The sequence below is a fragment of the Microvirga sp. P4_G7 genome (assembly GCF_056401005.1).
In genome coordinates this window covers 16,001-42,795 of the sequence record NZ_JBFUKD010000003.1, presented here as the reverse complement: position 1 = coordinate 42,795, position 26,795 = coordinate 16,001, and the positions used below count along the sequence as shown (strand labels likewise).

Below are 26,795 nucleotides of genomic sequence, written 5' to 3'. Positions count from 1 at the left end.
GTGTATAGGCGACCTTGATGCCAAACGGCGCAAGGAGCGCCCCAAGCCATCCATTCGGTGCATAAAGCGCGACAAGGGCAATGCCGGCGACGGCCGTCGGCAACGCGAAAGGCAGATCCACCATCGCATCCATGAGGCCACGTCCGACGAAGTCGTAACGCGTCAGCACCCACGCCACCAGAAGACCGAAGAACGCCGCGACGAGCGCCGCGACGAACGAGACGCCGAAACTGATTTTAAGGGCGGCGATGACACGCGGTTCCGTTGCCGTCGCGATCACTCCGTCCATCCCGACGCTCGACGCGCGCAAGATTAGGGCGCCAAGTGGCAAAAGCACAATCAATGCCAGATAGAGCAGCGTGTAGCCGAAGGTGATCCCGAAGCCCGGGATCACGCTCTGTCGTCGGAAGCGAAACTTTGATTCCAGAGCGTGCGCCATGAGTTACCGCTTACAAGATGTCACCACTGACCGTTATCGCCTGCTGATCTGATCGAAGATCCCACCACTATCGAAATTTTTCTTCTGGATGTCATCCCAATTTCCCTGAAGGGATTCGATCGTGAAAAGCTTCAATTGGGGCAGAAGCGCAAGATCCTCCTTCGCTACCGCATCGGCCTTGCTCGGACGATAGCGGTGCTTCGCGAAGATGGACTGTGCCTTGTCAGTGTAGAGAAACTGAAGATACGCCTCAGCCGCTTTGCGTGTTCCCTTCTTGTCGACGTTCCCTGCGACGAGAGCAACCGGGGGCTCCGCCAAGATCGACATGCTGGGCACGATGATCTCGAACTTGTCACGGCCGAACTCCTCGAGAATGAGAAACGCTTCATTTTCCCAGGCAGGAAGAACGTCACCGAGACCCCGCTGTGCGAAGGTGACGGTCGACCCGCGCGCGCCTGTGTCGAGCACGGGGACCTTCTTGTAGATGGCGGTGACGAATTCCCTCGCCTTCTCGGCACTGCCTTCCTTCTCCTGTGCGTAGCCCCAGGCGGCGAGGAAATTCCAGCGACCGCCGGCGGATGTCTTTGGATTGGGAGTGATGACCTGAACATCGGGTTTTGCGAGATCGTCCCAGTCCTTGATCCCCTTAGGGTTTCCCTTTCGGACGATGAAGACGACAGTCGAGGTGTAGGGCATCGCATTGTTCGGCAAGCGACTGCGCCAATCGGCAGGTATCTTGCCTGTCAGCTTCGCGATGGCATCGATATCGGACGGAATGCCGAGTGTCACCACATCGGCGTCAATGCCGTCGATCACCGTACGAGCCTGAGCTCCGGAGCCACCATGAGAGGCACGGACCACGATCGATTCGCCGGTCTGCTTTTTCCATTCGTCCGAGAACGCTTGGTTGATTTCCCGGTAGAGCTCCCGCGTGGGGTCGTAAGACACGTTGAGCAGGGCCGTCTGAGCCGATCCCGCTCCGGGACCGCCCAGAATGGCCGCCAGCGCCAGAAGGGCGATGGCGCAAATGCGCCAAACGCCGTTGAGAGGCCGTTCGGTCGATGAAACCAGATTGAAGACTCGATGCAACATACGAAATCCTCCTTCTTGCGTGATCGACCGGTCAGCCAGCCTCAATCCTCCTCGATGAGGCTGTGCTGTCTCGTATCGCGCATACGAATGTACACGATGAGCGACAGACCGATCATGATCGTGACGTACCAGAAGAACCCGCTCTCCATGCCTTGCTGTTTGAACCAAAGCGCCACGTACTCTGCGGTTCCACCGAAGATCGTGTTGGCGAGCGCATAGGGTAGAGCCACACCTAGGGCGCGAATGTGCGCCGGGAAGAGCTCGGCCTTCACCACCGCATTGATCGACGTGTAGCCGGTCACGATCAAAAGGGCCGCCATCACCAGCGCGAAGGCCACATAGGGATCCTGCGCCCCGGAGAGCGCAGTGAAGATCGGATAGGTGAAAATGACGCCGAGAACGCCGAAACCGACCATCAGGGGCTTGCGTCCAACACGGTCGGACAGGCCACCCGCCACAGGCTGGATGATCATGAAAATGAACAACGCCGCCGTCATGATCTGGCTTGCCGTTTCGCGGCTGAAGCCCGACGTGTTGACGAGGAACTTCTGGAGGTAGGTGCTATAGGCGTAGAAGGCCAGTGTGCCCCCCGCCGTCAGGGCGAGCACGGTAAAGGCTTCGCGGGGATACTTGACGAACAGCGTCCAACCGCTCGAACGCTGCTTGGCTTGCGCCGATTGCGCATTCTTGAAGGATTGGGTCTCCGCCAACCCTCGCCGGATGTAATACACCACGATCGCGAGAACGCCGCCGATGGCGAAGGGAATACGCCAACCCCATTGCTCGAGATCCTGGGGTGACAGCGTCGCCTGAAGAATGAGCAGGACCGCGAGGGCGAGGAGCTGCCCGGAAATCAGGGTGACGTACTGAAAACTCGAAAAGAAGCCACGCCTATTTTTTCCGGCCATCTCACTCAGATACGTTGCACTGGCACCATATTCGCCACCGACGCTAATTCCCTGAAGCAATCGTGCAAAGACGAGAACCATGGGGGCGAAATACCCAATCTTGTCGTACCCGGGTGTCACCGCGATCATCATGGATCCAAGACACATGAGGGTCACGGAAAGCGTCAGGCCCGCTTTGCGACCTTTCCGGTCGGCATAGATTCCCATGATCCACGCCCCGATAGGCCGCATGACGAAGCCGACTGCAAAAATCGCTGCCGCATCAAGAAGTTGCGCCGTCTGATCGGCTTTCGGGAAAAAGATGGGCGCGAAGTAGAGCGTGAAGGCCGAATAGACATACCAATCATACCATTCGACCATATTGCCGGCCGATCCACCGAGGATCGATTTCAATCGATTTGTCGGAACATCGGCGCTTTGACTCATGGTCGGCACAGCGGCGCTTGTATTCATTGGTGCGTGTCCTCTCGCGTCTGAACGATCCGCAACGCAAATCCCCGCATGATCCGGATGATTGCGGCCATTGCGCACCGATGTTTGCAATTCAAGGGATCGAAATAGCACCTTCTGGGAGGGATACAGTGCAGCTATGGCAATGGCTGGGTTGCGTCATATGCAACCTTTGGGAGCGCAGACAAGGATCGCGGCGCACTAGCCGACGGCCAGCCAATCCCCTAGGGACGGCCGGCCATGCCCCGATCGTCCCACCATTGCAGCAGCCGCGCACATGGCGTTGAGAACGGCCTCCTGCGTCGCGTCGGTCGTGGCGCGAAACAGATCGTCGATCCGGTCCTCGTTCAGGCTCTGCATCGCGACGATATCGCGCCCCGCATCGTGATCGATCGGCGAGGCGGTGGAAAACGCGAGCCCGATGTCACCACTGCCGTGGCCCCAGAACGCCCCAAGGCGAGCGAATCCAGCGCCGCAACGTCTGGCGACGCGTCGGAGCTGCCGGTACTCCAATGGAATATCCGTCGCGATGATGGCGATCACCGAGCCCTTCTCCGTCTGCGGTGGTGCGACCGGAACCGGTCTGCGGCCATCGGGAAGAATGAGATCGCCCGCTTTGCCGAAATTCGCCAGCACGAGAACACCAAGATGATGGTCTCGCTCATCGAGCACCAGGCGGCGCGACGCCGTCCCGATGCCGCCCTTGAAACCGAAACAGCTCATTCCAGTGCCGGCCCCAACGGCGCCTTGGCCGACCGGTCCGCCAGCGGCGCAATCCAGCGCGGCAAACGCCGCTTCCTCCGTTACGGCCATCGCTTGAATATCATTCAGCCAGCCGTCGTTGCATTCGCACACGACGGGATTGACCGTCGCGGTCGTACGCCCAATGTCGGGATTGGCCGCTATGGCACGGCGGATCAGAGCGTTCGCACACGTTCCGACGCTCAACGTGTTGGTGAGCAGGAGAGGCGTTTCGAGCGCACCGAGTTCGTCGACTTGAACCAATCCGACGCTCTTTCCAAATCCGTTAATGACGTCGGCCGCAGCGCGAACTTTCGCACGATAGAGATTGCTCTCTGACGGGACGATGGCTGTCACGCCGGTTCGCAGCTCACCCTCGATGATCGTCGCGTGACCGACTCGAACGCCAGGTACGTCGGTAATGCCGTTGTTGGGGCCTGTGGGCAGGTCTCCAAATGTCAAACCAAAATCACGCGCCAATTTCATCAGGAATCACTCGTCGGAGAGGCAAGTCTCAGGTCTAGGTCTCCCGGCGGGTGATCGCAAGCGGAGGCTGGCATGCCGTGTTCGACTAGATCGGGAGCCCAGTATAATTCTCAGCCAGCGCGCGCGCCGCGGCTTGCGAAGCGACCAGGTAGTCAAATTCGGCCCTCTGAATCCGTCGACCAAACGAATCGGTGTCGGGAAAGGTATGCAGGATCGAGGTCATCCACCAGGAGAAGCGCTCCGCTTTCCAAACGCGCCCGAGGACGCGCGCCGAGTAATGCTCGATTCCGGCGGACGAGCGCTCGGCATAGAACTCTGTCAGGGCCTGGGCGAGGCACCACACGTCGCTCGCTGCAAGGTTGAGGCCTTTGGCCCCTGTCGGTGGGACGATGTGGGCCGCATCGCCCGCCAAGAACAATGAGCCGAAGCGGAGTGGCTCGGCAACGAAACTTCGCAACGGCGCAATCGATTTTTCAATCGACGGGCCGGCCTTGATACCGGCCGCAGTCTCCTCGTCGAGCCTTCGACGCAACTCATCCCAGAACCGTTGATCGGACCACGCCTCGATCTTCTCATCCGAGGCGACCTGCAGGTAGTACCGGCTGCGCGTCGCCGATCGCATCGAACAGAGCGCGAAGCCGCGCTGGTGATGGGCGTAGATCAACTCGTCTGCGACCGGGGGCTGGTCCACGAGCACGCCAAGCCAGCCGAAAGGATAAACCCGCTCGAACATCCGCAGGGCCTCTTGTGGGACGCTCGCGCGCGAGACACCGTGAAAGCCGTCACATCCAGCGATGAAGTCGCATGCGATCTCGACGGAGGCGCCGTCTTTGACGTATCGAACCGTAGGCCTGTCGGTGTCGAAATCGTGAAGCGAGACGTCCTGGGCCTCGTAGACAGTCACGGCACCCGATGCGGCGCGCGCATGCATCAAGTCGCGCGTCACCTCGGTCTGTCCGTAGACCGTGACAGTACGATCGATCAATTCGCGAAAATCGAAGCGATGGCGATCGCCATCGAAGCAGAATTCGACACCGTCGTGGACAAGACCCTCGGCATGCATGCGCTCGCTGACGCCCGCATGCTCAAGGATCTCCACCGTGCCCTGTTCCAGAACTCCCGCACGAATGCGGCCTAAGACATAAGCTTCGCTTCGTCTTTCGAGAATGATCGTCTCGATGCCCTGGTTCTCCAGCAAGCGGCCCAACAGAAGTCCGGCGGGACCCGCGCCGATGATCGCGACCTTCGTCCTCATGCCGGCCTCCTCCACGGCGGCTCCAGGCCGCTTCTGGATTGAAAATGCGCTCGACACCGCCGATCGCCAATGGACAAAGCGGGCATAGAATAGGACAATTCGAACATCACCGGCAGCTGGCACACATCCATGTCGCGCATTCCGACCTATGCCCTTTACGGCGAATTTAATGACGATCTGAGCGCTGATTGGATTCACTGCGAGACGATCCAGTCGCGAAGCCGCTTGCACAATTACCGGATCGAGCCCCATCGCCACGAGCGGCTGTTCCAAATCCTTCACATCACATCCGGCGCTGCGGATATTCTCGTCGACAACAGGGCTGTGACGCTGGTCGCGCCGTGCATCGTCACCCTGCCCCCAATGGTGGTGCACGGCTACACGTTCTCGCGCGACATCGTCGGATCGGTCCTGACATTATTTGAAAATCGCCTGGACCCAATCCTGCGCGGTATGATCGGCGACATGCAGACGCGGTTTCAAGAAGCGCAATTGGTCTCCCTCGCCCCGCATCCTGCAATCGCGCGTACAATCGCGATGGACCTCGGTATCGTTGGAGCCGAGTTCGAAGGTCGCGCTCCTGGTCGACTCGGCGCCATCGAAGCACGGCTCGCCTTGGTGATGATCGCTCTCGATCGCATCCAAGGCTCGGCGGTTCACCCACGCGGGCCCCATGCACGGGCGCTCGACCACGCGATGCGCTTTCGCCAGATGGTCGATCACGACTATCGCGACCACGTTTCAATTGCGACTTACGCTCAACGCCTCGGGCTCACACCGACACACCTGAACCGCATCTGCAACGAACATCTGGGCGCTTCGGCGCTTGGGATCGTCCACAAACGCCTTGTCCTCGAAGCGAAGCGCTACCTTACGTTCACATCGCTGAGTGCGAAAGAGATCGCTCTGTCACTCTCCTTCGAGGATCCGGCCTACTTCACACGGTTCTTCAAGCGCGAGACTGGTATGTCACCGATTGCGTTTCGAACGCGGCAGAGAAGTACGGTCCTTTAGCGGTTTTCATCCACTGGCGAAAACCGCATCGAATCCACGAGCGTCTGAGCATGAGCCAGACCAGATGCTGCGGTGACGACCACCTGTGGAAGCGTCATCCATTCGAGCGTCCAGGCTGCTCCAGAACGCTCGTTCTCGTGAACGAGAGCCTGGTGCAGCGTGCCGAGCAGACCCGCGTTGAAACGTGCCAACGCGACTAAAATCTCTGCGGCCACCGGGTTCGATTTGTGCGGCATCGCAGATGAGCCGCCACCACGCGACAGCTGCAGCGCACCAACCTCGTTCTGTGCCAACAGAGCGATGTCTTGTCCGATCTTGCCGAGCGTGCCTGATAGGTTAGCGAACCACGCGGCGATTTCACCGATCCGATCGCGTTGCGAATGCCAAGGAGCCGCGTCGACCAAACCAAGGCGCTTGGCCATACTCGCTGCAACGGCATCTCCTCTCCCCTCGAACTCACGGCGCGTCCCGATCGGTCCGCCGAGTTGCACGGCCATCAGTTCCGGCAAGCGCGTGCGAAGGATGTGGTGGTGGCGTCGTAAAGGCGCGATCCAGGTGGCAATTTTGTCGTTCACGGTGAAGGGAAGCGCCACCTGCATGCGTGTGTGAGCCGCTATGACTACGGCACCGTCGCGCGCGCGAACCGCCTCAAGGTTGTCGATGTGTGCTTCGAGCCGTCGCGAGAAAATCGCCGTCGCCGCGTTCAGCCTGATCATGAGGGCGGTGTCGATGATGTCCTGACTCGTCGCCCCCTTGTGGACGGCAGTCGTATAAGGCTCCCCGACCTCGCTCCGCAATTGCTTGATGAGTTCGGGGACGACCACCCCGTCCTGGGCAAGCCCGCGACGAAGACTGTCCCAGTCCGGCTGAAAATTTCCACATACATCGACAATCCGCCTGGCAGCGGCATTCTCGATCAGACCGGCTTCGGCCCCCGCCTCGGCAAGGGCCGCCTCGGCTTCCAGAAGGGAATTTAACTCGCACCGATCGGAGAAAAGCGTCTCTACCTCCTGGTCGCCGACAAGAGCTTGCAGCAATGAGGTGTTGAGGCTTTTCGATGTCATGCTTGAGCTTAAACCGCCTCGAGCGCGATTGAAATGCCCTGCCCGACGCCGATGCACATCGTCGCGAGCGCCCTCTTCTTGCCGCGGAGGTGGAGTTCGAGCGCCGCCGTCCCCGTGATCCGCGCACCGGACATGCCGAGCGGATGGCCGAGCGCAATCGCGCCACCATTCGGATTCACGTGCTCCGCATCTTCGGCGATACCAAGTTCACGCAGGACGGCAATGCCTTGGCTCGCGAAGGCTTCATTGAGTTCGACAACATCGAAATCCGTGGGCTTCAGACCGAGGCGCGCGCAGAGCTTGCGCGTCGCATGGGTCGGTCCGATACCCATGATGCGAGGCGGAACGCCTGCAGTCGCGCCACCGACAATGCGGGCGATGGGCTCGAGACCATACTTCTTCATTGCGGCTTCGGATGCGATGATCACCGCAGCCGCACCGTCATTGACGCCGGATGCGTTGCCCGCGGTCACGGTGCCGTTCTTGCGAAACGGGGTCGTGAGCTTCGCCAGCGCCTCGAGTGTCGTATCGGCGCGCGGGTGCTCGTCCTTGTCGACGACGACGGGATCTCCCTTCCGCTGCGGGAGCGAAATGGGGACGATTTCCCGAGCCAAGCGGCCGTTGTCCTGGGCCGCCACTGCCTTCTGTTGCGAACGAAGCGCGAAAGCGTCCTGATCGGCGCGGGAGACCTTGAAGTCTTCGGCGACGTTCTCGCCGGTCTCCGGCATGGAATCGACACCGTACTGCGCCTTCATCAGCGGATTGATGAAGCGCCAACCAATCGTCGTGTCGTGGATCTCGTTGCTGCGCGCGAACGCTGTCTGCGCTTTCGGAAGGACGAACGGAGCCCGCGACATGGATTCGACACCGCCCGCGATCATCAACTCTGCCTCGCCGGCCTTCACGGCGCGCGCTGCGGTGATGATCGCGTCCATGCCGGAGCCGCACAGACGGTTGATGGTCGTTCCTGAAACGGTGTCCGGCAAGCCCGCGAGCAAGAGCGCCATGCGCGCGACGTTGCGATTATCCTCACCCGCCTGGTTGGCGCAACCGTAAATCACATCGTCGACCGCCGCGAAATCGACCTTGGGATTTCGATCCATGAGAGCTTTCAATGGAATGGCGCCAAGGTCGTCGGTGCGCACACCAGACAAAACGCCGCCGTAGCGACCGATCGGTGTTCGTACATAAGCGCAAAGGTAAGCGTCCCGCATCCTAAAGCCCTTTCTTTCCGCCGTGGGCACGTTCCGTCCGTGCTTGTAGATCGCGCAGCGTCGACAATTCAAGCGCGTTCGGAGAGGGTGTTTCGGCAATGTCTTCCGCGAAACGCACTTTCCACCCGCATGTTTCCTGCACCTGATCGCGCGTGACTCCGGGATGGATGGAAACGACTGTGAATTCCTTTGTCTCCGGATCCGGTCGCCACAGAGCGAGATCGGTAATGAGAAGGGACGGCCCCTTCGTCTCGATGCCAATTCGCCGGCGATGATCGCCGCCGTCGCCATGCCCGAACGAGGTGAAGAAGTCAATTTTCTCCACCATTCCGCGCGTCGTCTGCTTCATGGTGATATACACCTCTTTGCAGGACGTGGCGATCTCCGGTGCGCCGCCACCTCCGGGTAGGCGCACTTTGGGGTGGTGGTAGTTGCCGATCACAGTGGTGTTGATATTGCCGAACCGGTCGAGCTGAGCGGCGCCCAGAAAGCCGATCGAAATGCGGCCGCCTTGCAGCCAATAGCGGAACATCTCAGGCACCGACACTGTCGTCAGCGCCGTCTCGCACAACTCGCCGTCCCCGATCGACAGTGGCAGAACATTCGGCGCAGTTCCAATGGTTCCGCTCTCGTAGATGAGAGTAATGTCGGGCGCGTGCGTCAACCGGGCGACGTTGCAGGCTGCCGAAGGGGCGCCGATACCGACAAAACAGACATCGTCGTTGGACAACGCACGCGCGGCGGCGATGGTCATCATTTCCGTGGGAGTGAAATCGGACATCGTTCCTCACAAGCCCCGCACGCGGTCGGCAAACACTTCCGGACCGACGTCAAACACGTTCGCCTTCATCCATTGAGTAAAGAGGTCGCGATCGGCGGAAATCTTATCCCAAGCGAGGTAGGCGGCGTTGTCGCGGTCATAATAGCCGTGCGTATAGGAAGGGTGGGCGCCTCCAGGAACATGCACGACGGAGGCGATCGTCCAATGTGGAAGGACGCACAGATTGGGGTGCAGGTCTTCGAAATCATCGACAATTTCTTCGACCGTTACGACAGCGCGCTTGGCAGCCAGAACAGCTTCCTTCTGCACGCCGATAATCCCCTCGACGAGAATGTCGCCGCGCTTGTTGGCGCGCTGCGCGTGTACGAAGGACACATCCGGCCGATGAGCGGGAACGGCAGCGAGCTCTTCGCCCGTGAAGGGGCACGTAACGCTTTTGATCGCGGGGTTGACGTCCTTCAGGCCAGCTCCCCGATAGCCGCGGAAGATTGCACAAGGCAGACCTGATGCACCCGCCTCGTAGGCGTTTGCCATCGCCGCATGGCTGTGCTCGACAGTTTCGATGCCCCGTGGCCAGCTGTTCTCGATGGCGTCGCGCATGCGCCGCAGCAGCCCCACACCCGGATTTCCCGCGTACGAGAAGATCACTTTTTTCGCCAGCCCCATACCGATCATCTGGTCGTAGACGATATCGGGCGTCATGCGGATCAAGGTGAGGTCCTTGATACCTTGACGGATCACTTCATGAGCGGCCGCGTGCGGGATCAGATGCGTGAAACCCTCGAAGGCGACTGTGTCGCCGTCGCGCAGGTTGTCCGCGACGGCCTCTTTGAGGCTCTGAAATTTAGCCATGGATACGCTTTCGAATAACGTCAGATGTCGAAGAACACAGTCTCGTGTTCGCCCTGCAAGTGAATATCGAAGGTGTAGGTCGGCAAATCGCCTCCCTGAGACCGGACTGCAACCAGCGTCGATACACGGTCTCGATGCTCGATCCGCGCAAGTACCGGACATGCGGCATTGGCCGCGTCTTCGTCGCCGAAATACAAGCGCGTGTGGAGACCCATATTGATACCGCGCGCGACAATCCAGAACGTGATGTGCGGTGCCATCGGTCGCCCGTCGATGTAGGGCACGGACCCGGGCTTGATCGTCTCGAACCGATACTCACCCGTTGCGCCGTTGAGCGGCTGCCGCCCCCATCCGATAAAGTTCGGATCGGCCCGTCCGCGTTTCTCCTGGGGTGAGTTGTAAAGTCCCTCTGCATCGGCCTGCCAGATTTCGATCAGCGCGTCCTTTATGGGCGCGCCGCTCCCATCATAGACGTGGCCTCTTATGATGATGCGCTCACCCTTCGTTTCCGAATTGATCAGAACGAGACCGAGATCCTGATCCCATACCCCAGTGATCTCCACCCAGTTGGGAGTCGTGCCGATATGCACGTACGGCCCCGCCGTCTGGGACGGCGATTCTTTCAGATACTCGAGCTTCTGAGCCATCAGTTGCCCTCCATCCGGTTTTCAAACATCGTGGAACGTCGGCCGCGCAGCACGATATCGAACTTGTAGGCAAGCGCGTCCATCGGCAGCGTGTTGTTGCGATCGAGCGCAGCGACGAGCTGTTCGACCGCTGCCTTGTCGGGAATCGTCGCGACGATCGGGCATTGCCAAATCATCGGATCGCCTTCGAAATACATCTGTGTGACCAGGCGCTGTGCAAAGGCGTGTCCGAAGACCGAGAAGTGGATATGCGCTGGCCGCCAATCGTTGACCCCATTCGGCCAAGGATAGGCGCCGGGCTTGATCGTGCGAAACCAATAGCGCCCTTCTTCGTCTGTTAGCGTACGACCGCAGCCACCGAAATTGGGGTCAATCGCCGCGAGATAACCTTCCTTCTTGTGACGGTATCGACCGCCCGCATTGGCTTGCCAGAATTCGAGCAGGGCGTTCGGTACCGGTCGCGCATTCTCATCGAGAACGCGGCCGTGAACGATGATCCGCTGCCCGATCGGCTCGCCGGTCTTCACGTAGTTGAGAATGAGATCGTTGTCGCGCTCGCCGAGGATCGAATGCCCGAAGACGGGACCGGTCATTTCCGAAATCGTATTGCCGACGGAAAGCAGAGCGCGTTGCGGCGCACGCAGTACCGATGTCTTGTACGTGGGCGTGTAAGCCGGCGGGTGCCAGTTCCGGTCACGCTGAAAATAGGATCCAGGCTCCGACATATTTGCTCTCCTCTCGCGCACCACACTAGCGGTGAGGCGGCGCATGATCCCAGGCGCTTTAGGTTTGCGACTCCGTTGCCATTTCCGCCAAAGTCTTCTTCGCGATCTTGATGGCGTGATTTGCAGCCGGCACGCCCGCATAGACTGCGACGTGCAGAAGCGCCTCCCGAATGTCGTCTGCAGTTGCGCCGGTGTTGCGGGTCGCGCGCACATGCATCGCCACTTCGTCGTCTTGCCCCAAGGCGGCGAGGAGCGCGATGGTCACGATCGAGCGCTCACGCTTCGTGAAATGCGGACGCGACCACACCGAACCCCAGGCGCCCTCGGTGATGAATGTCTGAAAATCCGCATCGAATGGCGTGATCTGTGCGGTGGCCCGATCGACGTGAGCATCGCCGAGCACCTGGCGACGGGTTGCCAGACCGCGCTCGTAGAGCTCGCTCAGCTTCTTTGTTTCGTCAGCCATGGCCCACCTCTCTCAAATGCGTGTCGATCATTACGCTCAGGACGGCTGGTTGCTCGATGCACGGCAAATGCCCAGCGGAAGCGACGACCTTGAAGCGCGCGTCGGGAATTCTATTGGCCGTTTCGCGGACGAGATCGGGTGGTGTCGAACCATCCTGGTCGCCGACGAGGCACAACGTTGGAGCGGAAATCCTTGCCGCATCTGCCGTCAGATCCGCGTCTCTCACGGTAGCGCAAGTTCCGACGTACCCGGGCGTGGGCGTGCGAATGAGCATGTTACGCCAGCCGCGGTATTCGGCAACGCGTGTCTCGCGGAAAGCGGGTGTAAACCAACGCTCCAGAATAGCATCGGCGATCGAGGCAATGCCGTCCGCCTTAATTGCGGCGATGCGTTGATTCCACATATCGAGGTTTCCGATCTTCGCCGCCGTATCGCAAAGGACGAGCGCGCGAACGCGCGCCGGCGCACGCACGGCAAGGCGCTGAGCGATCATCCCGCCGACCGACAACCCGACAATCGCCGCTTGCGCAATTCTGAGCAGGTCGAGGAGACCGATCAGATCATCGGCATGGTCGTCGATCGAGTACGGGCCGTCGGGCGCATCGGAGAGGCCGTGGCCGCGCTTGTCATAAAGGATGACACGGTAGCGATCGAGAAAGGAGGGGATCACCTCCTGCCAGATCCGCTGGTCGCTGCCCAACGAATTTGAGAAGACGAGCACGGGCGCGTCGGCGCGTCCGAGGACGGTGTAGTGCAGAACGATGTCGCCGATGCGTGCAAAAGCCATGCTATGTCTCAATGAAGGGAGCCGACGCCGATATAGTGCTCGACGAGCGCCTGATCGGCCCGCAGCGCCTCGCTCGTCCCCCGCCAGACGATCTTCCCGCGTTCCAGGATCATCACGCCGTCGGCAAAGTCGAGTGCGCTTTCGAGACGTTGCTCGACAAGAAGTACGGTCATCTCGCCCGTCGCGGCGAGGCGCGTCAGGGCAGCCATCAGCTCGTCGCAGATCACGGGTGCCAGCCCTTCGAGCGGCTCGTCGAGCAAAAGAATTGAGGGTTTGCCGAGGATCGTGCGCGCAGTCGACAGCATTTGCTGCTCACCGCCGGACAGTTGCCAGCCAAGATTGCGGCGCCGTTCGAGAAGGCGAGGAAACATGTCGTATGCTTCCTGGATTGCTTCTTTGGGGCGATCTTTAAGTCCGACGAGGAGGTTCTCCTCGACCGTCAGCGACCGGAAGATGTCGCGCGTCTGCGGTACCAAGCCGATGCCGCGCCGGGAGCGCTCCGAGCTTTTGAGGCTTGCGACGTCGGACCCGTCGACAAGGATCTCACCGCCATAGCGACGATTCAATCCCATCAGACTTGAGAGCAGCGTCGTCTTTCCCATACCGTTGCGGCCGAGAATGGTCAGCCGCGCACCGGCCGGTACGGCGAAGGAGAGGTTCTCCAACACCAATGTCGGGCCGTAGCCCGCGCTCAGTCCTCTGACTTCAAGCAACGCTGCGGGCATGTGCATAGCTTCCCAGATAGGCTTCGCGCACTTTGTCGTTCGCGGCGACTTCGGAGGGCAACCCTTCGAAAATAATCTCGCCTGCAGAGAGCACGACCACCCGTTTGGCAAAACGAAAAACGAGGTCCATGTCGTGTTCGATCATCAGCACGGCGAGGCTCGGGGGCAGGCGCTCTAGCGCCTGCTCGATCCGCGGCGTTTCACTCGAGGGAACACCGGCGGCCGGTTCGTCGAGAAGGAGAACCTTGGGCTTCAGCGCGAGCGCGATGGCGATCTCGAGCAAGCGTTGCTGGCCATAAGCAATCTCAGCCACCGGCCGGCGTGCGATCTCCAAGAGTCCAAGCGTCGACAAAATCCCGGCAACCTCGCCAGCGACCTCGGAACTTCCGGTGAACCGACCGAGAATGCGCGAAGCGCGGCCCTCGCGCTGCAAGATCGTGAGTGTGACATGCTCTTCGGGCGTCATCTCGGAGAAAAGACGCGTGACCTGAAAGGTACGCACCAGTCCTTTACGGACGCGGCTCACCGAGCCGAGCCGGGTGGCGTCCTCGCCCGCGAGAAACACGCGGCCGGCACTCGGTGCAATCAGTCCCGTGACGAGATTGACGAAGGTGGTCTTGCCGGCACCGTTGGGGCCGATCAGCGCCATTCGCTCTCCGGCGGCCATGCTGAGTGAGATATTTCGGCTGACGGCCAAGCCGCCAAACGACTTGATGAGGCCCTCGACCCGAAGAAGCTCGGTCATGGCCGTTCCTCCCGACCCTTGAGGAGCGTCTTGAACACGCCGGAAAGGCCACGAGGTGCCGCGATTACCACCGCGATTAAGAGCGCACCGACAAGCGTCATCCAATGGAACGGATTGATGGCGGAGACGATGTGCTCGAAGCCCATGAAGATCACCGTGCCGACCAGCGCGCCGTAGAGCGTCCCGATGCCGCCGAGAACCAGCATCACGAGCGTGTTCGCAGACAATTCGAAGCTCAGGCTGTCCAATCCGACAACCTGCGTCGAGATCGCGCCGAGGGCACCGCCGACACCGGCAACCGCGCCAGAGATGACGAACATTTTAAGGAGCACTGGGAAAACGAAGGCTCCCATGGCCCGAATGCGGATGGGATCTTCCTTGATCCCTCGGCACAGCATGCCGAAGGGCGACGACACCACGATTTTCAGGAGAACGAAGATGACGACCAGTAGAGCGAGGCCGAATAGATATGCGGTGCGCCCCCACAGATCGAAAGCAAAGAGGCCGAACAAGGGACTGGGATTTAAACCCGCCAAGCCGTCGCTACCGCCAGTATAGGCCGACGCCTTGTTGGCGCCCTCGTGGAACAGCTGAACGATGGCAATGGAGAGAACGAGCTGGGCGAGGCCATGTGCGCGAAGCATGATCGCGCCCATCACGAGCCCGGAAATCGCGCCGGCCACGGCGCCGATGGCGATCAGCGCGAACGGATCGGTCCATCCGTTGACGCAGGCAATGCCCGCGCTGTACGCCCCGGCCCCGTACATCGCGGCCTGGCCGAGAGACGCGACGCCGCAATATCCGACGATCAGATCGAGCGACAGGGCCAGCAACGCAATCGAGACTACGCGCGTGAGCAAGGCGAGATTGTCGGGAAACAGCCAATATCCCGCAAGACCGACGACGATGATCGCGACCAATCCGACCGCGTCGCGCGCGATCCGGCCGCGCGCATAGGGCGCTGCTGTTGCCATGGCCTGAGATCCGGCGACGCTGTGCACCTATTGGGCCCTTCCGAAAAAGCCGCGCGGAAACACGCAGACGATGGCGATCACGGCAGCGTAGAAAAAGAAGTTTCCGAAATCCGGCATCAGGTAGCGCCCCGTGGTGTCGACAGCGCCGAGCACGAGGCAAGCGACCACAGCGCCGGGAATTGAGCCGGCACCGCCGACGGAGACGACGACCAGGAAGGTCACCATGTAGCGCAGGGCGTAATAGGGCTCTATCGGAAGAAACTCGGCACCCACCACTCCGCCGAAGGCCGCGAGACCCATGGCGATGGCGAAGCTCACCGCATAGACGACTTCCGTCCGCACGCCGAGTGCGCTCGCCATGGCGGCGTTGTCGACGGCAGCGCGCAGCCGGATGCCGAACGATGTCCTCTCGATGAGAAACCACAATCCGCCGGCGACGACCACGCCGCACGCCATGACGAACAGGCGCTGCGCCGCGACAGTGCGGAATCCGATGTCGACCGGTTTGGCGAGTTCCGGTGGCAGCGGGATCGTCTTGAGCGTCGGGCCGAAGAAATAGTTCGTGATGCCGATGACGCAGAAGGTGATGCCGATGGTCATCAACACCTGCGTCAGCTGCGGACTTCCGTAGATGCGACGAAAAAGGAGCCGTTCGATCGGGATCGAGATCGCGATCGTACCGATAATCGCCAACAGGATCGCGGCGACATAGCCGACGCCGAGATCACGGGCCGCATAGGAGGCGATGTAGCCACCGATCATGGCGAACGCGCCGTGGGCAAGGTTCACCACCCGCATGAGACCCATGGTGAGCGACAGGCCGATGCAGATGATGAACAGCGCCATGCCGTAAGCAAAGGCATCGACGGCGATACTGATGATGGTCTGCATACGAGGTCTCGATCGGCTTTCGTTCGAAATCCCAGCGGAAAGGCATTCATTTGGCGGAGGAGCGCGATTGCAAACCATCGCGCTCCGTTAAGTCATCACATTCGGAACAGCGTTATTGGGACGCTGGAGCGAGTCCAGGATCCTTCTGGTTCGGGAAGGTCTGGATTTCCTTGTTGTAGGTCTTTCCGTCGGCGCCCTTCGTCACTTCACGCAGGTAGATGTTTTCCGTGATGTGACGGGTGTCCTTGTCGATGCTGACCGGTCCCCGTGGGCTCGTCCAGGCGAGGCCCTTCACCGCGTCGACCGCCTTCTGCGCATCCTGCTTGCCGTCGGTCGCATCGATCATCTTGTAGATGACGTGCATGCCGTCATAGGCGCCGACCGACGGGAAGGAGAGCTGGTCGGCCGAGCCGATCGCCTTCGTCGCCGCTTCGACGAACTTCTTGTTTTCTGGCGAGTCGTGAGCGACGGCATAGTGGAACGTCGTCAACAATCCCAATGCACCGTCACCCAGCGCAGGAAGATCGGATTCCTGCGTCAGGTCGCCCGGAGCGAAGAACTTGATGCCCGCTTGTTTCAATCCGGTGTCGTTGTACGCCTTCACAAAGCCGAGCGTCGTGGGTCCGGATGGGAGAAAGGCGAAGACGGCATCGGCGCCGGAATCACGCACGCGCTGCATGATCGGACTGAAATCGTTGGTGTTGAGCGGCATACGAACCGATTCGACGACCTTTCCGCCCGCACCCTCGAAAGCCTTCTTGAAGGCCACTTCGGCATCGACGCCGGGACCGTAATCACTGACGGCGGTGATGACCTTCTTGACCCCACGATCAACGGCGATCTTGCCGAGCGGCGTCGTGGTCTGGGCCGTCGTGAAGGACGTGCGCACGACGAGAGGCGACTGCGTCATGATCGCTGAAGTCGCGGCGTTGAAGATCACCAGCGGCGTATTCGCTTGCGCAAGGAGTGGTGTGATCGCCAGCGCATCGGGCGTGAAGTAGACGCCACCGAGGTATTGCACCTTGTCCTTGACGATCAGCTCCTGCGCCAAGGCGCGCGATTGCTGCGGGTTTGCAGCCGGAAGGTCGCGGTAGATCACTTCGATCGTGTGGCCATCCACGGTCTTGCCGTTCGTCGCCATGTAGGCCTCGACGCCGGCCTGGAAATTCTTGCCCTGTAGAGCAAAGGGGCCAGAGAAGGGACCGATGATGCCGACTTTGATCGTGTCGGCTGACGCGGCTACGGTTCCAGCGAGCACAGCGCCGAGGGCCGTGAGTAACAGCTTCTTCCCAAGCATGACGTTTCCTCCCTGCCGTTTCGACGGCAGCGTGTCCTTTTATGACGAAACGGCTTCCGAGGGTACCGTGTCCGCCTTTCGGTTTTATGTTCGCATTGCGCACATTGAAAACCTTAGCGAACATGAGTACAAAGAGGGAGGATCATGTCAAGGCTACAAAAGTCAGTTCGGGGAACGCTCATGGACGCCGCAACCGAGAATACCGAACCCGCTGCTCGTGATGATTCGCGCGATTTCGTAGCGAGCTTGGAGAAGGGCTTGGCGGTCATCGAAGCCTTTGGTGCCGACCGGCCACGGTTGACGTTGTCGGACGTCGCGAAGGCAACGGGCATCACGCGCGCAGCAGCTCGCCGCTATCTGAAAACACTGACGAAGCTGCATTACGCAGATTTCGACGGCCGGTTCTTCAACCTGAGCCCGCGCATCCTGCGGCTCGGTTACGCCTACCTGTCCTCGACTCCGCTCGCCGCCCGGATGCAGCCGGTTCTTGAACGGATTTCGGAGGAGACGGGGGAATCGAGTTCGGCCGCGGTTCTCGACGGCGACGAGATCGTCTATATCGCGCGCTCAGCAACCCGCCGCATCATGTCGATTGGGCTTGGTGTCGGCAGCCGCCTTCCCGCGCATTGCACCTCGCTCGGACGCGCCATTCTCGCCTATCAGCCGCCGGACGAAATCGACGCCTTCGTGCGACGCGTGCGTCTGGAGCCGCGAACGCCCAAGACCATCACGAAGAAACCGGATCTGCGCACGGCGCTCGATGCGGTTCGCGCGAAAGGCTTTGCGATGATCGACGAAGAACTGGAATTCGGTCTCCGCTCGATCGCCGTTCCGCTCGTCCAGAAGAACGGTCAGGTCTCGATCGCAATCAACATCAGCGCACAGACGGCTCGAGTCCCATTGACCGAAATGGAAGCTCGCTTCCTCCCTGCGCTCAAATCGGCCGCAGAGGCACTTCGGTACACATTCTGATCGGAAGGCTACAGAAGCGGACTGATCAGACGAGCGATGTTCTCGACGAGCTTGATTGGAGCCGGCCGCCGACGCCAATCCGACAGCGTCAACGCGTCACTCTGTGTAAAGTAACGCTGCTCCTCCGCAAACAGGGCTAAGGTCGTGTTCCGATCGTAGGCGATCAGGCTCACTTCGGAGTTCAACACGAAGGAACGGATATCGATGTTGCTCGAACCGACGACCCCGATGTCTTCGTCGAAGGTGAAATGCTTGGCGTGCAGAAGCTTGTCGCGGAACAGATGAATGTGGACCCCGGCGCGCAGCAGCTCATCGTAATAGGAGCGCTGCGCCAAGTTCACGAGCCGGTGGTCGGGGATACGCGAGACGATGATGTGCACATCGACTCCGCGCTGCGCCGCTGTCTCCAACGCCTTGAGAAGTGATGCGTCCGGGATGAAATACGGTGTCGTCATCACGATGCGCTTGCGTGCGCCGTAGATGAGCGTGACGATGAGGCTCTCGATGCCGGATTCCGAATAGTCCGGGCCGCTCGGCAGCACCTGCGCGTCGACGGAACCGACGCTTGTCTCGTCCACGAGAATCGCGGCGTCAAGAATTTCCTGCGTCTCCAGGAACCAATCAGCCGCAAATACGGTCTGCAACTGCATCACGATTGGACCGCGAACGCGCGCGACAAGTTCCTGATTGACGATTCCGGGCTTGAAGTTCGAATCGACGATGTTCTGGGAACCGACATAGCCTACACGGCCGTCGATCACCGCGATCTTGCGATGGTTGCGGAGATCGGCGCGCGCCGGATGCCACCTGAGCTTGATCGGCAGAACCAACCGTGCCGCAACGCCGGCTTCGGACATTTGATCGATGACGTTGCGCGCCCACGGGCGCGACCCGACCGCGTCGATCATCACGCGACAGGCCACGCCTCGTTTCACGGCTCGCGCCAGTGCCGCCATCACCTTCTGGCCGGTGCGATCATCGGAAAATATGAAATAGAGGAGGTGAACATGGTGCTGTGCACCGTCGATGTCGCCGACGAGCGCGTCGATGGACGCATCGTACTCCGGCAACAGGTCGACGGTGTTGCCCGAGACGGCGGGGAAGCGGCCAAATTTCTGGACAAGAGCACGCGTCTCCAGAAACTCGGTACGTCCGTTCCGCGTCGACACCTCCGACGATGCCATTCGCGCAACGGAATTCTGGATCAAGGGTGGCAGGCGTTGAGCACGCTCCTGGCGCCAACTCGGATAGGCGGGCCGGCCTATGAGCCAATAGAGAACGAGAGCGGGCCACGGGAGGAAGAAGGCCAGGAGGAGCCATCCCTTCGCGGCCTCGGGCGAGCGCCGCACGGGGACGACGATCAACATCGCGAGCCTGATGACCCATTCGGACAACAGGTACAGTAGGGCCCACGTGCTGCCCTGATAGTACGGCAATTCCATCTCGCCCCCGCGACTGCGATACGCTCCCCTGCGCGTCGGCTATCTATGGAGGGAAATGCGGGCTCCGCAACTCTTTTAGCCAAGCGCCCGCAAGTGACGGATGGGGCGGCCAGGCGCAATCATCTCCGCCGCAGCGATAATTCCCTGCGCATCGATGCCAAAATGGCGATAGAGATCCTGTACCGTTCCGGTCTGGCCGAAATGCTCGACGCCGAGCGAGCGGGTCCGGTGGCCCATGACGGATCCGAGCCATGCGAGCGTCGCAGGGTGCCCGTCAATGACGGTGACGAGACCGCAATGGGACGGGATATCGGCCAGGAGACGCTCGATATGCGAGCGCGCGTGGACGAGGCCGCGCTCACGGGCACGCTGTGCCGCCGTCCAGCCCGCATTCAAACGGTCGGCCGACGTGATGGCGAGCAAGCCGATGTCCCGCCGGTCTTCCGCCATCAGGCCGACAGCTTTGATCGCCTCTGGCGCCATTACGCCCGTATAAGCGATGACGACCTGCGCATTCGGTCCAGGCTTGCGCATCCAATACGCCCCATCCACGATCTCTTCCGTCATTTCGGGCGACAGGGTGCGCTGGGGCTGCTCGAGCGCCAGGGTCGAGAGGCGGAGATAGACGGAGCCGCCAGTTTCGTCGCGAAGCCAGGACCGTTCGCTCGGCTCGCCCTCCCCGTCGCGCTGAAGGTAGTCGAACGCCCATCGCAAAATGACGGAAAGCTCGTCGACGAAGGCCGGCTCGAAGCTGGCCAAGCCGTCCTGCGCGAGCCCGATCAGCGGCGTTCCGATGGATTGGTGCGCCCCACCCTCCGGCGCCAGCGTCACACCCGACGGCGTCGCCGTCACGATGAAGCGCGCATCCTGGTAACAGGCATAGTTCAACGCATCGAGTCCGCGGGCGATGAAGGGATCATAGAGCGTCCCAATCGGCAGAAGCCTTTCACCGAACAGCGAATGCGACAAGCCGAGCGCCGACAGGAGGATGAACAGGTTCATTTCCGCGATGCCGAGCTCGATATGCTGTCCCTTCGGCCCGAAATCCCACGTGAAGGTCGAGGGAATGCGCTCCGATTTGAACAGGTCCTTCATCTCGTTGCGTGCGAACAACCCGCGACGATTCACCCAAGCGCCCAGATTGGTTGAAACCGTGACGTCGGGCGCCGTCGTCACGATACGGTCCGCCAGCGCTTCATCCGAGCGCGCCAATTCGTGAAGGATGAGACCGAAGCCTTGCTGCGTCGACATGCTCGGCTGACGCGGCGTTATCAATTCCAATGGAACGGTTACCCGTTTTGCACTCTCGCGCCGCATGCCCTTTGCATTGAACGGAACCTTGGCAAGGAATTGTTCGAGATCCTTCGCGGAGAGATCCAGACCTTCGAACTTGTCCCACTCGTGACCGGAACGAACATTGGCCGCTTCTTGAAAAGTTGCCATCTGTGACGGAGTCAGAAGCCCGGCATGGTTGTCCTTGTGGCCAGCGAGCGGAAGACCGAATCCCTTGATCGTGTAGGCGATGAAGACCGTCGGCCGGTCGTGGTCGATCGATTCGAAAGCTTGCAGCAGACTCGGCAGATCGTGGCCGCCGAGATTGCTCATGAGGCGCGCCAGCTCCTCGTCTGTGCGCGTCTCGATCAACCGCGTCACGGGTCCCTGATCGCCGAGATCGTCGAGGAGGCGCTTACGCCAAGCGGCACCGCCCTGAAACGTCAGCGCCGAGTAGAGCTGGTTCGGACACGTATCGATCCAGGTTTTGAGCTTTTCACCACCCGGCTCCTTGAACGCCGCCTGCATCAAGGATCCGTGCTTGAGCACGACCACATCCCAGCCGAAGGAACGGAACAGCGCCTCGAAGCGGGAATAAAGACCCTCTCGCACCACCGCATCGAGGCTCTGTCTGTTGTAGTCGATGATCCACCACGTGTTGCGTAGCCCCTGTTTCCAGCCCTCGAGCAACGACTCGAAGATGTTGCCCTCGTCCATCTCCGCGTCGCCGACAAGAGCGATCATCCGCCCCTCGCGGCGATCCTTGGCCCAGTCATGGGACTTCACGTAGTCCTGCACGAGGCTGGCGAAGAGCGTCTGAGCAACGCCGAGCCCAACCGAGCCGGTCGAGAAATCGACGTCGTCCACATCCTTGGTTCGCGACGGATAGGATTGGGCTCCCTTGTAAGCGCGAAAGTTCTCCAGTTTCTGCCGGGTCTGGTGGCCGAGGAGGTATTGGATCGCGTGGAAGACGGGGCTCGCATGCGGCTTGACCGCGACACGATCCTCGGGCCTCAGCACGCCGAGATAGAGCGCGGTCATGATTGTCGAAAGCGAGGCTGACGAGGCTTGATGTCCGCCGATTTTCACTCCCCCGTCCTGGGCGCGCAAATGGTTCGCGTTGTGGATCGTCCAGCTCGAAAGCCACAAGATCTTACGCTCGAGGGCGGCGAGAAAGGGCAAGCGCGGATCGGCCATTTCGATATCTCCAGAGGTCCACGCCGGTGCATGGACTCCCGCGATACTGGCCCGTGCCGGCATGTGGTGGCAAGCCGGCTTCAGTGCCGTCTTTGTGATGGCCCAAGCAGAATAAAGCCCGAGGCACTGGTGTTTTCCGGTCAGATCTTTTCACACCGGAGAAACGCCATGCCGACGGATCACGTTCAAAGCAGTCGTATTACTCCCTCGATTTTCGCTCTTTGCTTCGGCGCCGCGCTCGCCTTGTCGCCAGCTTGGGGCGCGGGCGGCGGTGGTGACACGGGTGGTGGTAGCAGCGGCGGCGCCAGTGGCGGTGGCAGCTCCGGAGGAAGTGCGGGCGGCGGCAGCGCTGGAGGCGGCGGAAGCGCCGGCAGCGGCGAAGGCGGCAATAGCGACGGCGGCAAGCCCGTCAACATGACGACGTGCCGCCGAGGTGAGGTGTTCGACCGAAGCACGCGCCGATGCCTCAAGGCGCGCAGCGGGATTCTCGCCGACGACGCGCTGGTCGACTACGCCTACGCTCTTGCCAAGGCGAAACGCTATTCGGAAGCGCTGAGCATGCTCGATCTCGTGCAAAACCCCGATACGCCGAAGGCCCTGAACTATCGGGGCTACGCAACGCGTAAGCTCGGAAAGACAGAGGAAGGAATCGGGTATTACCTCAAATCCGTTGCGCTGGATCCGCAATACGCGCAGGTGCGAGAATATCTCGGAGAAGCCTATGTTACGCAAGGCAAGATCAATCTTGCCAAGGAGCAACTAAAAGCGATCGAAGCGCTCTGCGGAACAGGTTGTGAGGAATATCGCGATCTCGAGGAAGCGATCGCCAAGACGCCGATGAGGTAACCGGAACGCCCCTGCGGACAAGGTGCGAATTGAATTTTCGACGCTGGTGATACGATGACAAACCTGCAAAGCCCGCTCGTCCTCCTTGGACGGCTCATGCTCGCTCTGATCTTCGTCGTGGAGGGGTGGGGCAAGCTAACGCATTATGCGGAGACGGCCCAATACATGGCGAATTTCGGCGTCTCGCGAGCACTGTTGCCCTTTGTGATCCTGGTGGAGTTTGGCGGGGGCATTCTCGTCGCCATCGGCTTTCTCACCCGTGGCGCTGCGCTCGCGCTTGCGGCCTTCTGTTTGCTGACCGCCTTCATCTTTCATACGCAGTTCGCCGACCCGGATCAGCTTGTCCAATTCTACAAGAACGTCGCGATTGCCGGCGGTTTTCTGACGCTCGCTGCCTTCGGCGCAGGGTCATTGTCGATCGATGCCTGGCAGGGCCGAGGGAGGACCGTCGCGCCCCACAATCCGTCGATGGAGCGACGGACATGAGCGCGCTCGTTCGCTATGAGCTTACCGAGATTCATTGTGCCAAAGCACCAATTCTGCTACCTCAGAACGAGGTTTGGCACGGCTCATCTCGACGCGACATGATCAGAAACGGTCAGGAGGAGGTGCGAGCGGCCTTGGCCGGGCAATTGCTGCGGCTGTGGCGGTACAGTCTCGTCCTCGCCGGCCGCAGAGACGTTGCGGAAGATCTTGTTCAGGCCACCTGCCTACGAGCCCTCGAGCGCGCACATCAATATGAGGCGGGCACCCGCCTCGACCATTGGCTCTTCGCCATCCTCCGTTCAATCTGGCAAAACGAGATCCGCGCGCGGCGTATTCGCCAAGGTGAGGGTGTCATCGATGCCGAGACGGCGCTCAGCTTCGATGGCGAGAGGCTTGCCGAGATGAATGTCCTCGCCGGTCAGGTTCTGAAGGAAGTGCGCGCTCTTCCGGAGGCGCAACGTGAGGCCGTTTTCCTGGTCTATGTGGAAGGGTTTGCGTATCGCGAGGCAGCGGAGGTTCTCGCTGTCCCGATCGGTACCATCATGAGCCGATTGGCGGCCGCCCGCACGCGGCTCGCGAAGCTGCAGGTCGAGCATCTCGGCGCTCACTCATCGGTGGAGGTGAAGAAGCAATGACGGACGTGGATGACGTCCTGCATCCAGAAGACGCGGAGCTGACAGCGTTCCTCGACGGCGAGTTGAGCGCGGAAGCCCATGCCGACGTTCTTCGCCGTCTGTCCGCCAATCCGGCATTGCAGAGGCGCGTGTTTCTCTTGTCCGCCGGCAATAGGCCGTTCCGAAAGGCTTTCGACGCGTTGTTGGACGATGCTCCAAAACAGCGATTGAACGACATGCTCGTCGGATTGTTGAATGCAACGGATCCCGCTCAGAGCCGCCCCTTGGGAAGAGGGAAGCGCAAGGCAACGGCTGCCGCCGCGGCCGTCATGTTGTTCGTCGCGGGCCTTGCCGCCGGGCATTGGGGGCCGACGCTCGCCGAGCGTCTCACGCAGATCGTCGCGAGCAGCGACCAAAGCGATGAAGACTGGCGCAGGGAAGTCGCGGAGTATCTGTCGTTCGAAACCAGCGACACGTTGTCGAGCATTCCCGACGATCCGCTCTTCCGTCAACGTAGCCTCGTCAATATCGGGGACAAGATCGGGGTGCCCTTGTCGTCCGAGACGGTCGCCATACCGGGCCTCGCGTTCAAGCGGGCTCAGCTCTTCGACTACGATGACAAGCTGATGGCGCATATGACTTACCTGGAGCCAGAGCACGGACCTGTCGTTCTGTGCATCGTGACCAAAGGCGGCCACGAGCAAGCGCCGCAGACCGAGCAGCACGGTGCATTCAATGCGGTTTACTGGACGAAGCGCGGACGCAACTTCATGCTGATCGGCAAAGTCCCTCCACCGCGTCTCGACGGAATGGTCGCGCAAATCACCGAGCAGCTTGACGGATAGAGGCGAGGTTCAATCCACCGGCAGAGCGGCGTTTTCGGTCCTGATGCGAATGGACAGGACAAGTGCATTCAGGATCGAGAAAAGCAGCGCATACCAGAAGAGTCCAAACGCGAGCGGAAGTACTGCAATCTCACCAATGACGACCACATAATTGGGATGCGAAACGAAACGATAAGGGCCGGATCGCACAAGCGTTTCGCGCGGCACGACGATGATGCGTGTCGTCCAGCGATCACCCAGCGTCAGAAGAACCCATACGCGACCGGCTTGCAAAAGAGCGAAAACGATGAGCCACGCGATATTGATCGGACGGTCCCACGCGAAGAGCCACAATCCAGCGAGCCACGCGGTGTGAAGCACGACGATCAAGGGATAGTGGTCACGCCCATGCTCGACCGCCCCGCGCGACAACAGACGATCCGTATTGCGGCGCGCCAGCCAAAGTTCGGCGAGTCTCTCGAGCGTAACAAGGGCGAGGACGACAAGAGAGATCGTCATGCCGCCCGCTTCAGCGCAACGCAACTCGCCGTGAAGCCGGGCCCCAACGCACTGAGAAGAGAGCGTCGTGGCAGGCCCGCCTGGATCACTCGTTCCAGGACGAACAGCACCGTCGGGGCGGACATGTTGCCATAGTCGGACAAGACGCCTCGCTCATGATCGAGGCTCCCTTGCTGGAGTGATAATGCGCGCTCCAAGGCGGCGATGACTTTCCGTCCTCCGGGATGACAGACGAACCGATCGATATCGTCTGGTTTGAGACCAGACCGCCCCAGAATCCCCGTTACGGCGGGGCCCATATTCGCCTCTGCGAAAGGCGGAATGGCGCGCGCGAAGACGACGCCGAAGCCCTGAGGATCGACGTTCCATCCCATGATGTCGAGCGTATCCGGCCAAGTGTGTTCGCCAGACGCCTCGACCGCCGCGAGCCCCTCCTTGCCCGCCCGCAGGACGCAGGCTGCCGCACCGTCCCCGAACAGAGCGGTCGCGACGATATTGGCCTTTGTCAGTTCGTCGAGACGGAACGACAGCGTACAGAGCTCGACGGCGATGAACAGGACGTTGGTCTCGGGTCGCGCCTGAGCGAGTTTGGCGGCAACGGCGAGACCGGTCACGCCGCCGGCGCAGCCCAGCCCGAAGATGGGGACCCGGTGTGCATCGTCGCGGAATCCCATTTCGGCGAATGCTCGTGCTTCCAGGCTTGGCGTAGCGATCCCCGTCGATGAGACGGTGACGATGGTGTCGACTTCGGTAGCCTTGAGGCCCGCCGCCGCGAGCGCCTTTCTCGATGCATCGACGAAAAGGCGGAGTGCGCCTTCGAGATAGGCTGCCGTGCGCTCGGGCCAACCATGGGGTTCGAAGAACCAATCAAGCGGCCTGACCGCGTGGCGCTTGTGGATACCAGCCGTGTCGAAGACCCGAGAAAGGCGCTCGAAATCGGTATAGCGACGGGAAAAGATCGACGCCGCCGCAGCAGCAACGTCACGCTGCAGAAGGACGTGATCTGGAACCGCGGTAGCGAGCGAAAGGAGATGCGCAGAGTGAGCCACATTCTTCTCCTGGCGCGACAG

At 60.8% G+C, this 26,795-nt stretch carries 28 protein-coding genes; 6 read left to right on the top strand and 22 right to left on the bottom strand.

Annotation, left to right across the window (positions count from 1 at the left end):
- The 5 genes from AC1DT3_RS00845 to pobA all read right to left on the bottom strand — a co-directional run.
- Positions 1–439, bottom strand: a 439-nt coding sequence (locus AC1DT3_RS00845) for an ABC transporter permease (RefSeq protein ID WP_477463325.1), incomplete at its 3' end; no start/stop codon positions are given.
- A gap of 33 nt (positions 440–472) precedes the next feature.
- A complete protein-coding gene (locus AC1DT3_RS00840; RefSeq protein WP_477463324.1) occupies positions 473–1,531 on the bottom strand; it encodes a sulfate ABC transporter substrate-binding protein in 1,059 nt (352 codons plus the stop codon).
- Positions 1,532–1,572: 41 nt separating this feature from the next.
- Positions 1,573–2,892: an MFS transporter gene (locus AC1DT3_RS00835; RefSeq protein ID WP_477463323.1), complete on the bottom strand. Its 1,320-nt coding sequence runs from the start codon at positions 2,890–2,892 to the stop codon at positions 1,573–1,575.
- Positions 2,893–3,090: 198 nt separating this feature from the next.
- Positions 3,091–4,116 (bottom strand): DmpA family aminopeptidase, encoded by a 1,026-nt coding sequence (locus AC1DT3_RS00830; protein WP_477463322.1) that lies wholly within the window; start codon positions 4,114–4,116, stop codon positions 3,091–3,093.
- 85 nt (positions 4,117–4,201) lie between these two features.
- Positions 4,202–5,371: a 4-hydroxybenzoate 3-monooxygenase gene (pobA, locus tag AC1DT3_RS00825; RefSeq protein ID WP_477463321.1), complete on the bottom strand. Its 1,170-nt coding sequence runs from the start codon at positions 5,369–5,371 to the stop codon at positions 4,202–4,204.
- 129 nt (positions 5,372–5,500) lie between these two features.
- On the opposite strand from pobA, the gene AC1DT3_RS00820 reads away from it, so the two are divergent.
- Entirely contained in the window at positions 5,501–6,385 is an 885-nt protein-coding gene (locus tag AC1DT3_RS00820; protein ID WP_477463320.1) for a helix-turn-helix domain-containing protein, read from the top strand.
- Here the strand turns inward: AC1DT3_RS00820 and AC1DT3_RS00815 are convergent.
- The 13 genes from AC1DT3_RS00815 to AC1DT3_RS00755 all read right to left on the bottom strand — a co-directional run bounded on the left by AC1DT3_RS00815 (position 6,382) and on the right by AC1DT3_RS00755 (position 17,553).
- Positions 6,382–7,449, bottom strand: a complete 1,068-nt coding sequence (locus AC1DT3_RS00815) for a 3-carboxy-cis,cis-muconate cycloisomerase (RefSeq protein ID WP_477463319.1) — start codon at positions 7,447–7,449, stop codon at positions 6,382–6,384. The two genes, AC1DT3_RS00820 and AC1DT3_RS00815, sit on opposite strands and share 4 nt — an antisense overlap.
- A gap of 8 nt (positions 7,450–7,457) precedes the next feature.
- A complete protein-coding gene (pcaF, locus tag AC1DT3_RS00810) occupies positions 7,458–8,663 on the bottom strand; it encodes a 3-oxoadipyl-CoA thiolase (RefSeq protein ID WP_477463318.1) in 1,206 nt (401 codons plus the stop codon).
- Position 8,664: 1 nt separating this feature from the next.
- On the bottom strand, positions 8,665–9,444 hold the full coding sequence (locus tag AC1DT3_RS00805; protein WP_477463317.1) for a CoA-transferase subunit beta: 780 nt from the start codon (positions 9,442–9,444) through the stop codon (positions 8,665–8,667).
- 6 nt (positions 9,445–9,450) lie between these two features.
- Positions 9,451–10,296 carry a CoA transferase subunit A gene (locus AC1DT3_RS00800; protein WP_477463316.1) on the bottom strand — a complete coding sequence of 282 codons (846 nt, stop codon included), beginning with the start codon at positions 10,294–10,296 and terminating at the stop codon, positions 9,451–9,453.
- 20 nt (positions 10,297–10,316) lie between these two features.
- Positions 10,317–10,943 (bottom strand): protocatechuate 3,4-dioxygenase subunit alpha, encoded by a 627-nt coding sequence (gene pcaG / locus AC1DT3_RS00795; protein ID WP_477463315.1) that lies wholly within the window; start codon positions 10,941–10,943, stop codon positions 10,317–10,319.
- Positions 10,943–11,668: a protocatechuate 3,4-dioxygenase subunit beta gene (gene pcaH / locus AC1DT3_RS00790; protein WP_477463314.1), complete on the bottom strand. Its 726-nt coding sequence runs from the start codon at positions 11,666–11,668 to the stop codon at positions 10,943–10,945. Before pcaH ends, pcaG begins: the two co-directional genes overlap by 1 nt.
- A 58-nt stretch (positions 11,669–11,726) precedes the next feature.
- The gene (gene pcaC, locus AC1DT3_RS00785) at positions 11,727–12,134 is read right to left on the bottom strand and encodes a 4-carboxymuconolactone decarboxylase (RefSeq protein ID WP_477463313.1); all 408 of its coding nucleotides are present in this window, start codon (positions 12,132–12,134) and stop codon (positions 11,727–11,729) included.
- A complete protein-coding gene (pcaD, locus tag AC1DT3_RS00780) occupies positions 12,127–12,921 on the bottom strand; it encodes a 3-oxoadipate enol-lactonase (RefSeq protein ID WP_477463312.1) in 795 nt (264 codons plus the stop codon). The genes pcaC and pcaD overlap by 8 nt, the downstream gene beginning before the upstream one ends.
- A gap of 8 nt (positions 12,922–12,929) precedes the next feature.
- Positions 12,930–13,646 carry an ABC transporter ATP-binding protein gene (locus AC1DT3_RS00775; RefSeq protein ID WP_477463311.1) on the bottom strand — a complete coding sequence of 239 codons (717 nt, stop codon included), beginning with the start codon at positions 13,644–13,646 and terminating at the stop codon, positions 12,930–12,932.
- Positions 13,627–14,391 carry an ABC transporter ATP-binding protein gene (locus AC1DT3_RS00770; RefSeq protein ID WP_477463310.1) on the bottom strand — a complete coding sequence of 255 codons (765 nt, stop codon included), beginning with the start codon at positions 14,389–14,391 and terminating at the stop codon, positions 13,627–13,629. Before AC1DT3_RS00770 ends, AC1DT3_RS00775 begins: the two co-directional genes overlap by 20 nt.
- Positions 14,388–15,365 (bottom strand): branched-chain amino acid ABC transporter permease, encoded by a 978-nt coding sequence (locus AC1DT3_RS00765; protein WP_477463309.1) that lies wholly within the window; start codon positions 15,363–15,365, stop codon positions 14,388–14,390. The genes AC1DT3_RS00770 and AC1DT3_RS00765 overlap by 4 nt, the downstream gene beginning before the upstream one ends.
- Before the next feature lie 27 nt (positions 15,366–15,392).
- The gene (locus AC1DT3_RS00760; RefSeq protein WP_477463308.1) at positions 15,393–16,256 is read right to left on the bottom strand and encodes a branched-chain amino acid ABC transporter permease; all 864 of its coding nucleotides are present in this window, start codon (positions 16,254–16,256) and stop codon (positions 15,393–15,395) included.
- A 112-nt stretch (positions 16,257–16,368) separates the two neighbouring features.
- Positions 16,369–17,553 (bottom strand): ABC transporter substrate-binding protein, encoded by a 1,185-nt coding sequence (locus AC1DT3_RS00755; protein WP_477463307.1) that lies wholly within the window; start codon positions 17,551–17,553, stop codon positions 16,369–16,371.
- Between the two features lie 180 nt (positions 17,554–17,733).
- On the opposite strand from AC1DT3_RS00755, the gene AC1DT3_RS00750 reads away from it, so the two are divergent.
- Positions 17,734–18,525 (top strand): IclR family transcriptional regulator, encoded by a 792-nt coding sequence (locus AC1DT3_RS00750; protein ID WP_477463306.1) that lies wholly within the window; start codon positions 17,734–17,736, stop codon positions 18,523–18,525.
- Between the two features lie 8 nt (positions 18,526–18,533).
- On the opposite strand, the gene cls is transcribed toward AC1DT3_RS00750, so the two are convergent.
- Positions 18,534–19,967 (bottom strand): cardiolipin synthase, encoded by a 1,434-nt coding sequence (gene cls / locus AC1DT3_RS00745; RefSeq protein ID WP_477463305.1) that lies wholly within the window; start codon positions 19,965–19,967, stop codon positions 18,534–18,536.
- A 75-nt stretch (positions 19,968–20,042) separates the two neighbouring features.
- The gene (locus AC1DT3_RS00740) at positions 20,043–22,436 is read right to left on the bottom strand and encodes a transketolase (protein ID WP_477463304.1); all 2,394 of its coding nucleotides are present in this window, start codon (positions 22,434–22,436) and stop codon (positions 20,043–20,045) included.
- A 168-nt stretch (positions 22,437–22,604) separates the two neighbouring features.
- Between AC1DT3_RS00740 and AC1DT3_RS00735 the strand changes: the two genes are divergently transcribed.
- The 4 genes from AC1DT3_RS00735 (at position 22,605) to AC1DT3_RS00720 (ending at position 25,227) form a co-directional block, all read left to right on the top strand.
- Positions 22,605–23,282: a tetratricopeptide repeat protein gene (locus tag AC1DT3_RS00735; protein ID WP_477463303.1), complete on the top strand. Its 678-nt coding sequence runs from the start codon at positions 22,605–22,607 to the stop codon at positions 23,280–23,282.
- Positions 23,283–23,336: 54 nt separating this feature from the next.
- Positions 23,337–23,768 (top strand): DoxX family protein, encoded by a 432-nt coding sequence (locus tag AC1DT3_RS00730; protein WP_477463302.1) that lies wholly within the window; start codon positions 23,337–23,339, stop codon positions 23,766–23,768.
- A gap of 98 nt (positions 23,769–23,866) precedes the next feature.
- Positions 23,867–24,403, top strand: coding sequence for an RNA polymerase sigma factor (locus AC1DT3_RS00725; RefSeq protein ID WP_477463326.1), 537 nt, complete (start codon positions 23,867–23,869; stop codon positions 24,401–24,403).
- Entirely contained in the window at positions 24,400–25,227 is an 828-nt protein-coding gene (locus AC1DT3_RS00720; protein WP_477463301.1) for an anti-sigma factor family protein, read from the top strand. Before AC1DT3_RS00725 ends, AC1DT3_RS00720 begins: the two co-directional genes overlap by 4 nt.
- Positions 25,228–25,236: 9 nt before the next feature.
- Here the strand turns inward: AC1DT3_RS00720 and AC1DT3_RS00715 are convergent, their stop codons facing one another.
- Entirely contained in the window at positions 25,237–25,725 is a 489-nt protein-coding gene (locus AC1DT3_RS00715; RefSeq protein WP_477463300.1) for an isoprenylcysteine carboxyl methyltransferase family protein, read from the bottom strand.
- Positions 25,722–26,774, bottom strand: coding sequence for a type III polyketide synthase (locus AC1DT3_RS00710; protein WP_477463299.1), 1,053 nt, complete (start codon positions 26,772–26,774; stop codon positions 25,722–25,724). The genes AC1DT3_RS00715 and AC1DT3_RS00710 overlap by 4 nt, the downstream gene beginning before the upstream one ends.
- Positions 26,775–26,795 lie beyond the last annotated feature (21 nt).

What these genes read in the sequence shown, in the direction of transcription:
- pcaC (WP_477463313.1), bottom strand. Translation starts at nt 12,134, where the DNA reads ATGGCTGACGAAACAAAGAAGCTGAGCGAGCTCTACGAGCGCGGTCTG.
- AC1DT3_RS00770 (WP_477463310.1), bottom strand. Translation starts at nt 14,391, where the DNA reads ATGACCGAGCTTCTTCGGGTCGAGGGCCTCATCAAGTCGTTTGGCGGC.
- AC1DT3_RS00725 (WP_477463326.1), top strand. Translation starts at nt 23,867, where the DNA reads ATGATCAGAAACGGTCAGGAGGAGGTGCGAGCGGCCTTGGCCGGGCAA.
- AC1DT3_RS00735 (WP_477463303.1), top strand. Translation starts at nt 22,605, where the DNA reads ATGCCGACGGATCACGTTCAAAGCAGTCGTATTACTCCCTCGATTTTC.
- AC1DT3_RS00720 (WP_477463301.1), top strand. Translation starts at nt 24,400, where the DNA reads ATGACGGACGTGGATGACGTCCTGCATCCAGAAGACGCGGAGCTGACA.
- AC1DT3_RS00805 (WP_477463317.1), bottom strand. Translation starts at nt 9,444, where the DNA reads ATGTCCGATTTCACTCCCACGGAAATGATGACCATCGCCGCCGCGCGT.
- pobA (WP_477463321.1), bottom strand. Translation starts at nt 5,371, where the DNA reads ATGAGGACGAAGGTCGCGATCATCGGCGCGGGTCCCGCCGGACTTCTG.
- AC1DT3_RS00730 (WP_477463302.1), top strand. Translation starts at nt 23,337, where the DNA reads ATGACAAACCTGCAAAGCCCGCTCGTCCTCCTTGGACGGCTCATGCTC.
- AC1DT3_RS00740 (WP_477463304.1), bottom strand. Translation starts at nt 22,436, where the DNA reads ATGGCCGATCCGCGCTTGCCCTTTCTCGCCGCCCTCGAGCGTAAGATC.
- pcaD (WP_477463312.1), bottom strand. Translation starts at nt 12,921, where the DNA reads ATGGCTTTTGCACGCATCGGCGACATCGTTCTGCACTACACCGTCCTC.
- pcaG (WP_477463315.1), bottom strand. Translation starts at nt 10,943, where the DNA reads ATGGCTCAGAAGCTCGAGTATCTGAAAGAATCGCCGTCCCAGACGGCG.
- AC1DT3_RS00835 (WP_477463323.1), bottom strand. Translation starts at nt 2,892, where the DNA reads ATGAATACAAGCGCCGCTGTGCCGACCATGAGTCAAAGCGCCGATGTT.
- AC1DT3_RS00815 (WP_477463319.1), bottom strand. Translation starts at nt 7,449, where the DNA reads ATGACATCGAAAAGCCTCAACACCTCATTGCTGCAAGCTCTTGTCGGC.
- AC1DT3_RS00750 (WP_477463306.1), top strand. Translation starts at nt 17,734, where the DNA reads ATGGACGCCGCAACCGAGAATACCGAACCCGCTGCTCGTGATGATTCG.
- pcaF (WP_477463318.1), bottom strand. Translation starts at nt 8,663, where the DNA reads ATGCGGGACGCTTACCTTTGCGCTTATGTACGAACACCGATCGGTCGC.
- cls (WP_477463305.1), bottom strand. Translation starts at nt 19,967, where the DNA reads ATGGAATTGCCGTACTATCAGGGCAGCACGTGGGCCCTACTGTACCTG.
- AC1DT3_RS00775 (WP_477463311.1), bottom strand. Translation starts at nt 13,646, where the DNA reads ATGCCCGCAGCGTTGCTTGAAGTCAGAGGACTGAGCGCGGGCTACGGC.
- AC1DT3_RS00715 (WP_477463300.1), bottom strand. Translation starts at nt 25,725, where the DNA reads ATGACGATCTCTCTTGTCGTCCTCGCCCTTGTTACGCTCGAGAGACTC.
- pcaH (WP_477463314.1), bottom strand. Translation starts at nt 11,668, where the DNA reads ATGTCGGAGCCTGGATCCTATTTTCAGCGTGACCGGAACTGGCACCCG.
- AC1DT3_RS00800 (WP_477463316.1), bottom strand. Translation starts at nt 10,296, where the DNA reads ATGGCTAAATTTCAGAGCCTCAAAGAGGCCGTCGCGGACAACCTGCGC.
- AC1DT3_RS00765 (WP_477463309.1), bottom strand. Translation starts at nt 15,365, where the DNA reads ATGGCAACAGCAGCGCCCTATGCGCGCGGCCGGATCGCGCGCGACGCG.
- AC1DT3_RS00820 (WP_477463320.1), top strand. Translation starts at nt 5,501, where the DNA reads ATGTCGCGCATTCCGACCTATGCCCTTTACGGCGAATTTAATGACGAT.
- AC1DT3_RS00840 (WP_477463324.1), bottom strand. Translation starts at nt 1,531, where the DNA reads ATGTTGCATCGAGTCTTCAATCTGGTTTCATCGACCGAACGGCCTCTC.
- AC1DT3_RS00830 (WP_477463322.1), bottom strand. Translation starts at nt 4,116, where the DNA reads ATGAAATTGGCGCGTGATTTTGGTTTGACATTTGGAGACCTGCCCACA.
- AC1DT3_RS00755 (WP_477463307.1), bottom strand. Translation starts at nt 17,553, where the DNA reads ATGCTTGGGAAGAAGCTGTTACTCACGGCCCTCGGCGCTGTGCTCGCT.
- AC1DT3_RS00760 (WP_477463308.1), bottom strand. Translation starts at nt 16,256, where the DNA reads ATGCAGACCATCATCAGTATCGCCGTCGATGCCTTTGCTTACGGCATG.